This window comes from Oceanobacter kriegii DSM 6294 (assembly GCF_000422845.1).
Taxonomy (GTDB): domain Bacteria; phylum Pseudomonadota; class Gammaproteobacteria; order Pseudomonadales; family Oceanobacteraceae; genus Oceanobacter; species Oceanobacter kriegii.
The window spans coordinates 38,552-52,400 of sequence record NZ_KE383934.1 but is presented as its reverse complement, the minus strand read 5'-3'; the positions used below and the strand labels follow the sequence as shown (position 1 = coordinate 52,400).

The 13,849-nt window shown below is 57.4% G+C and carries 13 protein-coding genes; 6 read left to right on the top strand and 7 right to left on the bottom strand.

Features of this window, described 5'->3' with window-relative positions:
• The first annotated feature begins 17 nt into the window (after window positions 1-17).
• Entirely contained in the window at window positions 18-614 is a 597-nt protein-coding gene (locus G516_RS0119065; protein ID WP_028295000.1) for a Maf family protein, read from the top strand.
• Window positions 615-736: 122 nt separating this feature from the next.
• Here the strand turns inward: G516_RS0119065 and gspD are convergent, their stop codons facing one another.
• The 4 genes from gspD to G516_RS23360 form a co-directional block, all read right to left on the bottom strand.
• Entirely contained in the window at window positions 737-2,635 is a 1,899-nt protein-coding gene (gene gspD / locus G516_RS0119060) for a type II secretion system secretin GspD (protein ID WP_156879112.1), read from the bottom strand.
• 5 nt (window positions 2,636-2,640) lie between these two features.
• Window positions 2,641-3,513 (bottom strand): type II secretion system protein N, encoded by an 873-nt coding sequence (locus tag G516_RS0119055; protein WP_028294998.1) that lies wholly within the window; start codon window positions 3,511-3,513, stop codon window positions 2,641-2,643.
• Between the two features lie 35 nt (window positions 3,514-3,548).
• On the bottom strand, window positions 3,549-4,310 hold the full coding sequence (gene gspN, locus G516_RS0119050; protein WP_169449559.1) for a type II secretion system protein N: 762 nt from the start codon (window positions 4,308-4,310) through the stop codon (window positions 3,549-3,551).
• A gap of 99 nt (window positions 4,311-4,409) precedes the next feature.
• On the bottom strand, window positions 4,410-4,790 hold the full coding sequence (locus G516_RS23360) for a GIY-YIG nuclease family protein (protein WP_156879110.1): 381 nt from the start codon (window positions 4,788-4,790) through the stop codon (window positions 4,410-4,412).
• A gap of 134 nt (window positions 4,791-4,924) precedes the next feature.
• Here G516_RS23360 and trhA point away from each other — a divergent pair, with 134 nt between their 5' ends.
• Both trhA and arfB read left to right on the top strand, forming a co-directional pair.
• Window positions 4,925-5,602, top strand: a complete 678-nt coding sequence (trhA, locus tag G516_RS0119040; protein WP_028294996.1) for a PAQR family membrane homeostasis protein TrhA — start codon at window positions 4,925-4,927, stop codon at window positions 5,600-5,602.
• Between the two features lie 72 nt (window positions 5,603-5,674).
• Window positions 5,675-6,103 (top strand): alternative ribosome rescue aminoacyl-tRNA hydrolase ArfB, encoded by a 429-nt coding sequence (gene arfB / locus G516_RS0119035; RefSeq protein ID WP_028294995.1) that lies wholly within the window; start codon window positions 5,675-5,677, stop codon window positions 6,101-6,103.
• An 11-nt stretch (window positions 6,104-6,114) separates the two neighbouring features.
• On the opposite strand, the gene djlA is transcribed toward arfB, so the two are convergent.
• The 3 genes from djlA to G516_RS0119020 are packed head-to-tail and all read right to left on the bottom strand — an operon-like array spanning window position 6,115 to window position 8,716.
• Entirely contained in the window at window positions 6,115-6,906 is a 792-nt protein-coding gene (gene djlA, locus G516_RS0119030; RefSeq protein ID WP_036537539.1) for a co-chaperone DjlA, read from the bottom strand.
• A complete protein-coding gene (murU, locus tag G516_RS0119025) occupies window positions 6,906-7,700 on the bottom strand; it encodes an N-acetylmuramate alpha-1-phosphate uridylyltransferase MurU (RefSeq protein WP_028294993.1) in 795 nt (264 codons plus the stop codon). Before murU ends, djlA begins: the two co-directional genes overlap by 1 nt.
• On the bottom strand, window positions 7,697-8,716 hold the full coding sequence (locus G516_RS0119020) for an aminoglycoside phosphotransferase family protein (RefSeq protein ID WP_028294992.1): 1,020 nt from the start codon (window positions 8,714-8,716) through the stop codon (window positions 7,697-7,699). The genes murU and G516_RS0119020 overlap by 4 nt, the downstream gene beginning before the upstream one ends.
• Window positions 8,717-8,975: 259 nt before the next feature.
• Here G516_RS0119020 and G516_RS0119015 point away from each other — a divergent pair, with 259 nt between their 5' ends.
• Genes G516_RS0119015 through pdxA form a run of 3 tightly spaced genes read left to right on the top strand, consistent with a single transcriptional unit; the run spans window position 8,976 to window position 13,775 of the window.
• Complete coding sequence (locus G516_RS0119015) at window positions 8,976-11,522, top strand: LPS-assembly protein LptD (RefSeq protein ID WP_028294991.1); 2,547 nt, start codon at window positions 8,976-8,978, stop codon at window positions 11,520-11,522.
• Entirely contained in the window at window positions 11,512-12,792 is a 1,281-nt protein-coding gene (locus tag G516_RS0119010) for a peptidylprolyl isomerase (RefSeq protein ID WP_036537536.1), read from the top strand. Before G516_RS0119015 ends, G516_RS0119010 begins: the two co-directional genes overlap by 11 nt.
• Window positions 12,789-13,775: a 4-hydroxythreonine-4-phosphate dehydrogenase PdxA gene (gene pdxA / locus G516_RS0119005; RefSeq protein ID WP_028294989.1), complete on the top strand. Its 987-nt coding sequence runs from the start codon at window positions 12,789-12,791 to the stop codon at window positions 13,773-13,775. The genes G516_RS0119010 and pdxA overlap by 4 nt, the downstream gene beginning before the upstream one ends.
• Window positions 13,776-13,849: the final 74 nt, after the last annotated feature.

Here is a 13,849-nt window from a genome sequence, read left to right as displayed (position 1 = left end):
AGCCGGAGTTTTTCTGAATGAAACTGCTACTCGCCTCTTCTTCCCGCTACCGTCGCCAGCAGCTGGCACAGCTGGGCATTCCGTTTGAAAGCGCCAGCCCGGATATTGATGAAACCCCTCAAGCCGGGGAATCCATAGACGCCTATGTTGAACGGCTGGCGATAGAAAAAGCCCGCGCCCTGAGCGACAGTCATCCGGACCACTGGATCATCGGCAGCGACCAGTCGTGCAGTGTGAATGGCGAGATCGTTGGCAAGCCCCATGGCTTCGACAAGGCCTTTACCCAGCTGAAAGCCTGCGTTGGTAAATCCGTGCGCTTTTCCACCGGCATTGCGCTGTGGTATCAGGGTCAGGTGTGGTCCCGTTGTGAACACTTCGACGTCGCGTTTCGCCAGCTCGATGATGACGAAATCCGTCGCTATCTGGAACTGGAACAGCCATACGATTGCGCTGGCAGCTTCAAGGTTGAGGGGCTGGGGATTCATTTGTTTGAGGGCCTGCATGGCAATGACATCAACAGCCTGATTGGCTTGCCGTTGATCAGCTTGCTGAACCTGATGCGCGACGCTGGGCTGCAGCCCTTGTCACTGGTGGCGAACAAGCCAGCAACCTAGTGTCTGCTTGCTGGCGACATAACAGCCCTACCAACAACTACAACAAACACCCAACAAAAAACGGCCCGCAGGCCGTTTTTTGTTGCTGCCTTAACTGAAGGCAGCTGAAGAATCGCAGCGACTTATTCGCCATCACGCCCCGGCAGACCCTGGAACATTTTCTCCATTTCGGTATCCAGGCTGTCTACACCAATTTCCTTCGACAGGCTGAACTCCCAAATACCCTTGAACTTCTTGTCGGTCACTTGCTTGGCCACGTCACCGGTATTAACGATGGTTGGACGCAAGAACACCATCAGGTTGCTCTTGGTGTGCTGACTGCTGGTTGAGCGGAACAGCCAGCCAATCAGCGGGATATCACCCAGCAGCGGCACCTTGCTTTCGCTTTCGATCACATCGTCACGGATCAGACCACCCAGCACCACGGTTTCTTCGTTGGCAGTCAGGATCATGGTTTTGATCGAGCGCTTGTTGGTGATCAGGTCAGCACTGCCGTCGACGGTGGTGGACGATACCGACTCGGCCGCCGCTTCCACTTCCAAACGAATGTCCGAACCATCGTGAATATGAGGAATCACTTTCAGGGTCACACCAACGTCTTCACGGGTAATGGTGGTGAACGGGTTGGAGTTACTGGAGGACGCCGTTGAGCCGGTGCGGAACGGCACATTCTGACCAACAATGATCTCGGCTTCCTGGTTATCCATGGTCAGAATGCTTGGGGTCGACAGCAGGTTGGTGTGGCTGTTGCTCTGCAACGCCTGCATGATCACACCAAAGCTGAAGTTGCCGTTCAGCTCGCTGTAGCCACCCAGCGTCAGGCCACTGCCCACAGCGCTGGCGTAGTCGCCGGATGCCACACTGGTGGCAATGGAGCTGATCGATGGACCGGCATCGCTGAAGTTGGTGACGCCCACCGGGTTATCCAGATCGCCGGTTGCCCACTGCACGCCCAGTGCGTCGTCAACACTGCCGGTCACTTCCACAATGGCCGATTCGATCAATACCTGGGCACGACGGACATCCAGCTCGCTGACCAGCTCCTGGATTTCTTTCATCAGGGATGGCTCTGCACGCACCACCAGCGCGTTCAGCTCTTCATCGGCATGAATGCCCACGTCACCCTTGGCTTTGGCCGCACCCTTGTCGTCACTGGTGACTTCGCCCATCAGGTTTTTCAGCAAGTCCGCCAGCTTGGTGGCATCGGCGTATTGCAGACGAATCACACGGGCGCTGCCAGAGAAGTAGGACGGCTGGTCCAGCTGTTCAATCAGTTTGCGAATGCGCTCACGGGCGGTCTTTTCACCCTTGATGATCAGCCGGTTGCTGCGCTCATCGGCAACCACACGGATGCTGCCCGCGGTGTTATTGGCTTCGCCATTGCCCTGACTGACCTTGGACGGGTCGAGGCTTTGCAGCATGGTCACTACGTTACCAACCCAGGCTTCTTTCAATTGCACCACTTCCAGTTCTTCCGAGCCGGAGCGGTCGAGGCGATCAATGATCTGCTCAATCCGGTCGATGTTGGCAGCGTGGTCGGAAATGATCAGCGCGTTGGCGGATTTCACCCCGGCCAAGTGACCGTACTTGGCGACCAGCGGACGCAGAATCGGCACCAGATCCAGCGCTGGGGTGTTTTTGATCATGATGACTTTGGTCAGCAGTTCCTGGCTACCGTCTCCCGCGGTGGTATTCAGATCACGGCCAACCTGCTTCACTTCGTTCTGCTGCACGATCAACACCACGTCGCCCGCTGGCACTGCGGCATAGCCGTGCAGTTGCAGCACCGACAGGAACAGTTCGTAAACGCCTTCCGCATCCATCGGATCGCTCGACAGCACGTTCACCTTGCCCTTGACCCGAGGGTCAATCACAAAGCTCTTGCCGGTGATGTCAGCCACCTGACTGATAAAGGCACCAATGTCGGCTTCCTTCAGATTGATCTGCCAGTTGTCCTGTGCGGTAGCACTCAGGCTCAGGAACAACATGGCAATCATTGCCCAGTGTTTGATAGCACCCATTAACATTAATCCAGTCTGTGGTTGACGTTGAAACGACTATTGCCGCGCTGTACTTCAATGCGTACTTCGTCAGCATTCGGGAGGTCGGCCAGCAAGCTCTGATCGCTGGCAGGATCGCCAAGAGACTGGCTGTTGATCGACAGCACGATATCTCCCGGACGGAGTTTGAATTGCATCAGTGGCGAACCCGGTTTAACCCGGTAGCCGGAACCGGCGCCCTGAGGCTCGAGCCCCATTTTATTCAGCGCCGCCAGCGGGTCATCGGCAATTTCACTGGTGGCTACGCCTACAAATTCGGTGGCGTTACGAACCTTGCGGAACCGTTGGGTCAACGAGCCTTGGGTCAGGCGTTCTGGCAAGTCTTCGGCCCGACTTGGGGCAGGCACACTGCGAACGTCAGAGCCGCGGTTAGGTTCGTCGTCAAATTTGAGGGTTTCGAGTTTGCCGGAGGTATCCAGCATGACCTTGTGCGGATACACCCCCACCAGCCGGGTGCGGCCTTGTACGGTGTCGCCAAGGCGGAAAAAGTCACCGGCGCGGCCGGATACCGCAATGATGGCACTGGAGTTTTCTTCCGGGTTGGCAGCGTTGACACCCAGCAAGGTGAGCTTGAGACGGGTTTCCGGTGCATCCACAGGCTGGGCGATCACCGGCGCTGGCAGCTCGGAGGCTTCGCCAAACAGGTGGTACTGCGCAGTGCCTTCGGCACGGGCCACGGTGCTGCCGTCACCCTTGGTGGGTGCCATCAGGATCAGGGGCTGCGGTGCAACAATGGCCCAGATCAGCTGCGACAGCTGCCAACTGATCAACAGCGTCAGCAACAGCTTGCCACTTATCAGAGTCAATTTTTGCCAGCGTGGCAGTTCTACCGCTTTCATTTCCAATGTACGTCGCTCCGTGTCGGCGGCAAAGGTTATAGAATCTTGTGGGACACTTCAAAAATCACCGTGTCCGCGTCGGCTTTCTGCGGCCACTGCTGACCCAGTGTATCGATAAAGCGACGACGTACCGCTACCCCGGCCCAGCCGTCCGGTTGCAGAAAGCCCTGCGCCAGCGCTTCTGAATCGGTGTTTTCAATATTGACGACTGCTTTGTCGCCTTCCATCGACAAGTTGCCGATGATCATTGGAATCTCTGCACTCACCGGCTTGCCCTGCACCGGGAACTCCGCTGAGCCGCCCTGATAAATAATCCGACCCGACACCTCGGCTACTTGCAGGGTATTGGCGTTCAGTGTGGCAGCGACCTTGCTGGCTTCAATATCGCCATCAAACGACACCCGTTGACGACGCAGCATTGGCGCCAGCAGCAGTGGGTCGAAGTAGCCATCCAACTCACTGATTTGCACTTCACCATTGGCAGAGGCTTGCAGGTTGGCGGTCACGCGCAGCGAATCGCTGTTGACTGTCACATCGGCCACAGCACTGCCGCTCAGCAGAGACAGTGGCTGCAATTGCCATTCACCATTCAATACGCCCAGTTGGCGCTCACGAATCTGGAAACGGCCGTCCCAGACAGTGCCCGATACGGAATTGACCTGCACCGGTAAACGCCCCAGATTCGGCTCCAGAGTTTGCCAAACCAGATTCAGGGGAACAGTCACCGCGAGAAAAACCAGCAAAGACAGCAACCCTAGTAGCAGATACCAACGGGCTGCCCAAACGGCAGAGAGCATGTGTGCAAAATCCATATCGTTCAAAAAACGGCTGTCATTGTACTGACAGGGGCTGGCAGTCTAAAGCCCGGTTATGACATCCGTGTAACAATTCTCATATCATTTCGTCTTTGTTTGGTCAGATTTGACGCTTGCAGCCGTTGTCACCGTATCCGCAGCCGACTTATTGGCGACGGTATCCGCCAATTGCTGCATCAAGCGGTTACTGCCGGATATCAGGGCGTCTTTTTGCCGACGACTGAGCTGCTTGACCCGATATTCCCAACGCAAAGCCGTTGATTTATCAGCCAGTTGATGGTGCCAGACCAATTGCAAAGGTGCTTTGCCTCGCAGCGCCCGAGCGGCCCGCACACCACCGGCCTGATGCTCGGCAAAACGCCGCTCAACGTTCGAGGTGGCGCCGCAATACAACTGATCGAGACAGTTACGGATCAGGTAGACACTCCACGCCTCGGATTCTTTATTGGCACATTTGGACAAGTTTGATTTCACCTGTGCTGATTCGCATATTTCCACGCTGCGACGCCATCTCTGTTAGGCTGGCGAACATTTACCAGCATTTGCTGTCATCGGCTTGCAGTAAAAATAGCAGTGATGTTCACCAGGTTGTTTTGATGATTACCAGTACCCGATTTTTTCGCGAGCCGGTTTCCGGCTTCACCCACATGGCCGGTGCGCTGTTTGCCATTGTGGCGCTGTGCATACTGAGCGCCCAGGCGGCAGTGCACGGCGACATTTGGCAATGGGTCAGCTTTCCGGTGTTTGGCGCCACCATGCTGCTGATGTTTTCGACCAGCGCACTGTACCACCTTGCCCACGGGTCCGACGAGCTGATCACCTGGCTGAAGCGCATCGATCATATGGCGATTTTCCTGATGATCGCCGGTACCTATACGCCCATTTGTCTGGTGCCATTGAACGGCACACTGGGCTGGAGCCTGTTTGCCGGAGTATGGGCCTTTGCCGTCGCGGGCATTGCCCTGAAATTGTTCTGGATTGATGCCCCGCGCTGGCTCTCAACGGTGATTTATCTGGGCATGGGCTGGCTGGTGATTTTTGCCATTGAACCAGCCGCCGAACGTATTCCGACCCACGTGCTGTGGTGGATTGTAGCGGGCGGTCTGTTTTACACCGTAGGTGCCATCATTTATGCATTGAAGTGGCCCGACCCGTGGCCAACCGTGTTTGGCTTCCATGAAATCTGGCATGTGTTTGTGATGGCCGGTGTATTTTGCCATTTCTGGGCGATTGCCTTTGGGCTGGCCGACTTTGATGTCAGCGCCCTGCCATGACAGCAGGATTAAGACAGCAGGGCAAAAACCATTTAAGCCACAGACCAAACCATATTCTGTTACTGTAGCGCCATGAACGAAACCGAATCCCTCAGCATTAACCATCGCCTGTCCATCCCGCTTTCCGAAATCGACCTGCAAGCGATTCGAGCCCAAGGCGCCGGTGGCCAGAACGTCAACAAGGTATCCAGCGCCATTCATTTGCGCTTCGATATCAACGCCTCCAGCTTGCCAATCGCCGTCAAGGAACGCTTGCTGCAAAAGAAAGACAGCCGCCTGACCAAGGACGGCATTCTGATCATCAAGGCGCAGCAATTCCGCACTCAGGAAAAGAACCGCGAGGATGCGCTGGAGCGTCTGGCGGAAGTGGTGCGCGAAGCGACCATTGTCCAGGCGGCTCGGGTAGCCACCCGACCGACACGCTCATCCCAACGCAAACGCATGGACAGCAAGACCCGCCGGGGTCAGGTCAAGTCCATGCGCGGCAAGGTCGATTATTAGGGCGCTCATCTTCACTGGCCGCGCTGCTTTTTGATCAAGGCATAGGCCTGCTGGATTTGCTGGGTCTTTTCCTTTGCAAGCCGAATCATTTCGTCCGGCACGCCTTTGGCTCCCAGCTTGTCCGGGTGATTCTGTGACATCAGTTTACGGTAGGTTTTCTTCAGGGTGTCGTCGTCAACATCGGCGGAAACGCCCAGGGTTTTGTAGGCCTGATCCAGTTGCTGACTGCGGCTCATGCCGCCGTTGCGCGACTGATGCACGGCCGATTCAATCCGTTCCTTCACCCCTTGCATCTGTGCCTGACTGATCCCCAGCCGGTTCGACAGATGTTCAATCAAGGCCCATTCCTGCGCCGACAATTCGCCATCGGCATAGCCAATGGTCATCACCACTTCGAGAAACATCTGCGACATCGGACCACTCATCAGCGGCCGCAGTTTGGCAAGGTCGGCGTCCATTTCTTCGGTCGGTTGTTTGCCTTCCCGGAACCAGTCGATGGCTTGCTGGCGGGCTTCGCCCTTGAGTGCCATACGATCCATCACAAAGGTCGCGGCAGCGATTTCTTCTTCGCTGACACGGCCGTCCGTTTTGGCGATGCGACCCATGCAACGGTACAGGGTCGAAACAAACAGCGTGCGGGTCTGGCTGATTGACGCTCCCGCAGGCAGGGTGAAATTACCGCCCATAAAGCGTTCAACGTTCTGGTCGAACAAGTGACCCACAAAGGCACCCACAATGGCGCCAAAAGGTCCACCGGTCATCAGGCCGAGCATGCTGCCCATGGCCTTACCCATCCATAGCATCAGGCGTTCTCCATTAATTGTTGTTCAAGCTGTTGCAACCGCTGTGGTGTGCCGACGTCGACCCACTGACCGTCCAGTTTGCGTCCTGCTAGACGGCCCTTGGCCATGGCCTCGCGCAACACCGGCGCAAGGGCGCGTTTACCGGGCTCGTAGCCTGCCAGTAACCGCGGGTGAATCAGTGAAACTCCCGCAAACGTGAGACGTTCTTCCAGCTCCTCAGATTGCGAAGCTAGGTCAAATGACTGCGCCGGGCTGCCGGGGTCGATTACCTGCGTGCCTTTTAAAAGGAAATCGCCGTTCGGATTATGGTCCGGGTTATCGACCAGCCACAGTAGCGCATCACAGTCGCTACCCAGCACATTGGCTTGCAGCAAGTCTGCGGCCTGTTGGTAGTTCCAGTTGGTCCACACATCACCATTGATCAGCAAAAATGGTTCTGGCTCTGTCCTCCCGAACGGCTGTGACCGGGACTGCTGCGACCGACATAACAGAGGCAAGGCATTCAAAATGCCACCGGCGGTTTCCAGCGCCTCGGTTTCGGCCGAATACTGAATCCGGCAGCCGAGCGATTCGCCATCGCCCAGTGCCTCTTCAATCATTTGCCCCAGCCAGGCGTGGTTGATCACCAGATTTTCAAATCCGGCAGCCACCAGCTTTTCAATGTGATGCTGAATCAGCGGTTTACCCGCCAGCGGCAGCAGCGGCTTGGGGCAATGGTCCGTTAACGGCGCCATGCGCTGACCGCGACCGGCGGCCAGTATCATGGCTTTGTATGGCAAGGCGGTTGCAGTCATTGGGTTAGCTTGTCCAATGCCGGAATCAGTCGCTGTGCCAGCCAGTCGTGGAAAGGTTGCAGCTCCGGGTAACGAGCAGACACTTCCACCAGGTACTGACAGGTGTTCGGCACATCGGCCAGATAGGTCGGTTTACCATCGCGCAGGTTCAGGCGGGCAAAAATACCGGCGGCCTTGATATGACGCTGCATGCCCATCAGGTCGACATCACGAACAAACTGCGCCCAGTCGCCACGATAACGACCCGCCGGGCGAGCCAGCTCCCAGTAATGAGCCATCAGCTCTTCAACCATGGCCTGGGGCCAGCGTACATAACAGTCGCGCAGCAGTGAGACCAGATCGTACGTCGCCGGGCCAGCCACTGCGTCCTGAAAGTCGATGACCCCAAGTTTGCCCTCTTCCAGCACCATCAGGTTGCGGGAATGGTAATCGCGATGCACCGTCACCACCGGCTGCGCCAACGCTTCCCGTTGCAACAACGCAAAAGTGTCGGTCAGCATTTGCTGTTCGGAATCGCTCAGCGCCAGTTCCAGCTGCTGCTGGCAGAGCCAGTCGCGGAACAACGCCATTTCGGTTTGCAACAGCTCGGCGTCGTACTTTGGCAGCTCGGCACAGGGAACGCCTTGCAAGTGCACCAGCTGCTCAATCGCGCCTCGATACAGCGCCAGAATTGTCGCCTCATTGGCGCTGTCTTCGTGCAACGCGGCCCACAGCAAGGTGTCGCCGAAGTCTTCCAACAGCATAAAACCTTGCTCAATGTCGGAGCCGATGACTCTCGGCACGGTGACATCGTGCGAGCGCCATTCGTTGGCAATGGCGATAAACCGGGGGTTGTCTTCTTTTTCCGGTGGCGCGTCCACCAGAATCCAGCTGCGGCCCATGCCTCTCAAGCGGAAATAACGGCGAAAACTGGCGTCGCCTGACACCATCTCAACACTGGCATCAAGCGCCAGATCTGCTTCGCGACGAATAATGTGCGTCGCCCACTCAACCAATCGATCCAATCGCAGGTCCATGCTGGCCTCAGATGCTTTTCTTTGCGAACTAAAATTGCGCGCATTGTGCGTCCCCCGTATCATCTGCGCGCTGGGAACTTTAGGTATAAACCAAACGGGGACGAATCAGTGATCTTACCCGCATTGGAAGGTTCCGCAACCGGATCGCTCCATCACCCGAACACGCATCAGGGCATTCATGCACAGCAGGCCGACCAGTACATTTTTTTCCTCTTCAACGTCGGCCTCTCGAGATTGGCACGGCGCTGGCGCACAGTCCGTGGCCAACACGACCGATGCCAGCCCAACGGCACTGACTGCCCGTCCGGTTAACCGACTGGCGGCCGCGATTCTGTCGACCGCCCTGGCCGGGCTGTTCAGTCAAACGGCTTATGCCGATTCCGCCAATGATCAGACCGCAGCGGACGCAGCCGAATCCACGCCGTCGACCGACGACATGATCCTCAATACTGAACCGCGGCCGTACCTGAACTGGTACCCACGTTCCGTGTTGAGCGCCGAAGAAGCCGCTTCGCTGCCAGATTTTTGCAGCGGCATGTACAAATCATCTGCCCTCAGCACCTTGCCAGACGGCAAACTGATTGCCGAAGCCGACCAGGCCGAACTGGATAGCCAGGGCAACACCGACCTGTCCGGCCGGGTTGAAATGCGCTACAGCAACAACCGTCTGGCTGCGGATAGCGCCCATTGGGATGCCCGGATGCAAACCGCCCGCTTCGAGGGCGATGTGCAGGTCGAAAACGACGCCGTCAGCATTCATGGCGGCTCGGCCAGTTATCAGCACGAAAGCGACCACGACAGCCAGGGCAACGCAGTCAGCGAACTGGCCCTGCAAGATGCCGAATATTCTCTGCCCGACAGTCACATGCGCGGCACCGCAGGCTCGATGCAAACCCGTTCAGACGGCGTCATCAAGCTCGAAAACGCCACCGTGACCTGGTGTGAACCTGGCCACAACGACTGGAAAATCGCTGCCAGCGAAATCAATCTGGATCAGCAGCGCGGCGTCGGCAGCGCCTGGAATACGCGCCTCGAAGTGATGGACATTCCGGTGTTCTACCTGCCGTATTACCGTTTCCCGATTGATGACCGCCGTGCCACCGGCTTCCTTGATCCGTCGTTCTCGATTGGCGGTGACGCCGGTTTGCAAGAGCTGAAAACGCCGTTCTACCTCAACCTTGCCGAGAACCTCGACGCCACGCTGACCCCACACTACGTTAACCAGCACGGCTGGCTGTGGGAGTCGCAGCTGCGTCACAAAACCCGTTTGCTGGGCGACGGCGAGCTGAACTACGCCTTCCTCAATCAGGACGCCAGCACCGAAGAAGAGCGCTGGCTGATTAACTATCAGCAGTCCGGGGATATTTCCGAACACTGGAGCCATCGCTGGGTGTACAACCACATCAGCGACAACGACTACCTGTCGGATTTCAACTCCGCCGCCGGGATCGACCGCTCTACCCATATGCCGCGTCGTGGCGAGATCAATTACTGGAATCAGGGCGTCGACTTCACCCTGATGGCGGAAGCCTACCAGACCATCTCGGATTCCATTTCGCTGGCCGAGCGCCCCTACAAGCGTTTGCCACAGGCGAGCCTGAGTTACAGTAACGAATTCACCAGCAGCAGTCCGTGGCAGCTGGATGCTCTGCTGCAAGCCAGCAACTTCAGCCGCGACCAGCAAGCCAGCATCAATGGCGAATCCCATACCCTCAGTGGTCTTGATGCCGTCAACGGCAAGCGTCTGGTCGCCGATGCCAGCGTGGGCTACCGCCTTCAAACCAGCTACAGCTACATTGAGCCTGCGGTGACCTACCGCTACCGCGCCTACCAGCTGACCAGCGATGACGACAGTTACAACGTCGACGCCACCGTGCAGCACGGTCAGGCCCGCTACAGCCTCAACAGCGGACTGTTTCTGGAACGGCCAATGAGCTGGTTCGGTACTCACCAGACCCAAACACTGGAGCCACGCCTGTACTGGGTTAAAAGCCCTTACATTCTGGGTCAGGACGAAATCCCGGCGTTTGATACCAAGGTCACCAGCACCAGCTACGACAGCCTGTTTACCGGCGACCGCTTCACCGGTTACGACCGTCTGGCCGACCTCGATCAGGTCAGCCTTGGTTTCACCAGCCGCATCATCGACGAAGAAGGCGATGAGTGGCTGCGTTTCAGCATTGGCCGGGTCAACTTCTCCGGTGACCGCAAGGTTCAGCTGGAAGCCGACGAAGTCAACGACAGCCACGCCACCTCCTCGACCATTGCCGAACTGGAGTGGCGCCCCAATAACCATTGGGGTATCTACAACACGCTGGAGTGGGATTCCTACGCCAACTTTGCCCGTCAAAGTCGATTGGGCATTCGTTATCGGCCGGAAACCAACCGCATGTTGAACTTGTCCGTCAACAAGGTTCAGAGTGAAGACGCCGACAGCGGCAGCATTGATACCGACATTTATCAGGCCGATATCAATGGCTTCTGGGCGTTGAACGACAGCTGGGCATTGACCGGCCGCGTTCTGCGCGACATGAAACACTATGGTACCGACGAGCGACGCCCGGAAAGCAGTATTCTGGAGTCACTGGCCGGTTTCGAATATCAGAACTGCTGCTGGCGCTTCCAGCTGCTGTACAAGGAAACGTCCCCGACCGCGGATGACGACGTCCTCTACAGCACCGACAAGAGCGAAAGCATCATGTTCAGCATTCAGCTCAAGGGACTCAGCACATTGGGTGGCGGCACCGACGCCATGCTGAAGAACGCGATTCAGGGTTACACCAGACGACAGTATCATGACTATTAACAAGATTTTGCTTACTTGCGCCGCCGTACTGGCCAGCGCCCTCAGCCATGCCAAGCCGGTTCTGATCGACCAGGTGGCCGTCATCGTCGAAGACGATGTGATAATGGAAAGCCAACTGGATCAGCGGGTTGAAACCGTCAAGCTGCAAAACCGCAACGCCAACCTGCCGCCGGACAACGTGCTGCGCCAGCAGGTACGTGATCGACTGGTGGAAGAAAGCATCCAGCTGCAAATGGCCCAGCGCATTGGTATTCGCATCAGCGACGCCCAGCTGAACGAAGCACTGCAACGCATTGCCGCCCAGAACAAGATGTCGCTGGAGCAGTTCCGCAATGCCATGGAGGCCGAAGGCGTGCCGTTTGCCTCTGCCCGCGAGCAGATCAAGAACGAAATGATCACCAGCCGCTTGCAGCGCATCCGGGTTGGCGAAACCATTCAGATCACCGACAAGGACGTGGATTACTTCCTGCAATCCGAAGCCGGCAAACTGGCATCAGCTGCCGAATACCGTCTGGGCCACATTCTGGTATCGGTACCAGCCGACGCCAACGCCAGCCAATTGCAGAAAGCCGAGTTGAAAGCCCGTGCGCTGGCTCAGCGCATTCGTGAAGGCGCCCAGTTTTCAGACGTTGCCATCTCCTCCTCCGACGGTCGTAACGCCCTCAAAGGCGGTGACCTGGGCTGGCGTAAAGAAGGCCAACTGCCGGGTATTTTCGCGACGGTTGTGCCAAAGCTGAAAGTTGGCGAAGTCTCCGACCCGATCCGCAGCTCCAGTGGTTACCACCTGGTGGCGGTAACCGACAAGCGTGGTGGCAACAGCCAGCTGATTACCCAGTACAAGGTGCGCCACATTCTGGTTGGCCCGAACGAACTGCGTAACAAGCAGCAAGCCGAAGAACTGATTACCTCTATTTATGAGCGCCTGCAAAACGGCGAAGACTTCGCTGCACTGGCGAAAGAATACAGCGACGACCCGGGCAGCGGTGCCAATGGCGGCGATCTCGGCTGGGCCAGCCCGGGCGACATGGTGCCGGAGTTTGACCGCACCATGCAGCAATCCGAAATCGGCCACATCACAGCACCGTTTGAAACCCAGTTTGGCTGGCACATCCTGCAAGTGGAAAACACCCGCGAAACCGACATCGGTGAGCAGGTACAACGAAACCAGGTGCGCCAACTGCTGTACAGCCGTCGTTTTGAAGAAGAATTACCGATCTGGTTGCGTAAAATCCGTTCCGAGGCGTACGTAGATATCAAGGAGCGTTCATGATCCATCGGCTGGCCATCACGGCGGGCGAACCCGCGGGCATCGGTCCTGATCTGTGCATTCAACTGGCACAGCAGGGCAGCGACCACCAGCTGATCGTGATTGCAGACCCAACCCTGCTGCAACAACGGGCCAGCCTTTTGGGCTTGCCGTTGCAGCTGGTTGAATTCGACCCGCTGCAAGCGCCACAGGCAACCGCGCCAGGACAGCTGTTCTATGCTGACGTCCGGCTGGCCGCCAGCGCCGAGGCCGGTGTTTTGAATGCGGCCAACGGCCAGTACGTACTGGATACCCTGACCCGCGCGGCCCAAGGCTGTCAGGATGGCGATTGGGATACCATCGTCACCGCCCCCGTGCACAAGGGCGTGATCAACGACGCCGGCGTTGCTTTCAGCGGCCACACGGAATATTTCCGCGACTTTGCCGAGATCGAAGAAGTGGTGATGATGCTGGCCACCGAAGACCTGCGCGTGGCACTGGTAACCACCCACTTGCCGTTGAAAGACGTGCCAGCAGCCATTACCCCGGACCGCATCCAGCGTGTGACTCGCATCCTGAACAACGACCTGAAAACCTTCTTTGGCTGCCAGCAGCCTCGTATTCTGGTGGCCGGGCTCAACCCCCACGCCGGTGAAGATGGTCACCTGGGTCGTGAAGAACTGGATGTGATCATTCCAACGCTGGAGCAGTTGCGTGGCGAAGGCATGAACCTGATTGGTCCACTGCCCGCAGACACCCTGTATACGCCAAAGCATTTGCAACACGCCGATGCCACGCTGGCGATGTACCACGATCAGGGCCTGCCCGTGCTGAAATTCCACGGCTTTGGCCGTGCCGCCAACATCACATTGGGTCTACCCTTTATCAGAACCTCAGTGGATCACGGCACCGCCCTGGATCTGGCCGGAACAGGCAAAGCCGATATGGGCAGCCTGCAAACCGCCATCAACGTCGCCGTACAAATGGCCAGCAGCCGTTCTGCCTGAGACAGACACAAACAGCAGAACCTGCGCCTGAACCCAAGAATTCCAAGCCCGTCAGCCCTCACTGGCGGGCCAGC

Bases quoted from the DNA above. Each gene is read 5' to 3' on its own strand.
- G516_RS0119065 (WP_028295000.1), top strand. From the start codon at position 18: ATGAAACTGCTACTCGCCTCTTCTTCCCGCTACCGTCGCCAGCAGCTG.
- gspD (WP_156879112.1), bottom strand. From the start codon at position 2,635: ATGGGTGCTATCAAACACTGGGCAATGATTGCCATGTTGTTCCTGAGC.
- G516_RS0119055 (WP_028294998.1), bottom strand. From the start codon at position 3,513: ATGAAAGCGGTAGAACTGCCACGCTGGCAAAAATTGACTCTGATAAGT.
- gspN (WP_169449559.1), bottom strand. From the start codon at position 4,310: ATGCTCTCTGCCGTTTGGGCAGCCCGTTGGTATCTGCTACTAGGGTTG.
- trhA (WP_028294996.1), top strand. From the start codon at position 4,925: ATGATTACCAGTACCCGATTTTTTCGCGAGCCGGTTTCCGGCTTCACC.
- arfB (WP_028294995.1), top strand. From the start codon at position 5,675: ATGAACGAAACCGAATCCCTCAGCATTAACCATCGCCTGTCCATCCCG.
- djlA (WP_036537539.1), bottom strand. From the start codon at position 6,906: ATGCTATGGATGGGTAAGGCCATGGGCAGCATGCTCGGCCTGATGACC.
- murU (WP_028294993.1), bottom strand. From the start codon at position 7,700: ATGACTGCAACCGCCTTGCCATACAAAGCCATGATACTGGCCGCCGGT.
- G516_RS0119020 (WP_028294992.1), bottom strand. From the start codon at position 8,716: ATGGACCTGCGATTGGATCGATTGGTTGAGTGGGCGACGCACATTATT.
- G516_RS0119010 (WP_036537536.1), top strand. From the start codon at position 11,512: ATGACTATTAACAAGATTTTGCTTACTTGCGCCGCCGTACTGGCCAGC.
- pdxA (WP_028294989.1), top strand. From the start codon at position 12,789: ATGATCCATCGGCTGGCCATCACGGCGGGCGAACCCGCGGGCATCGGT.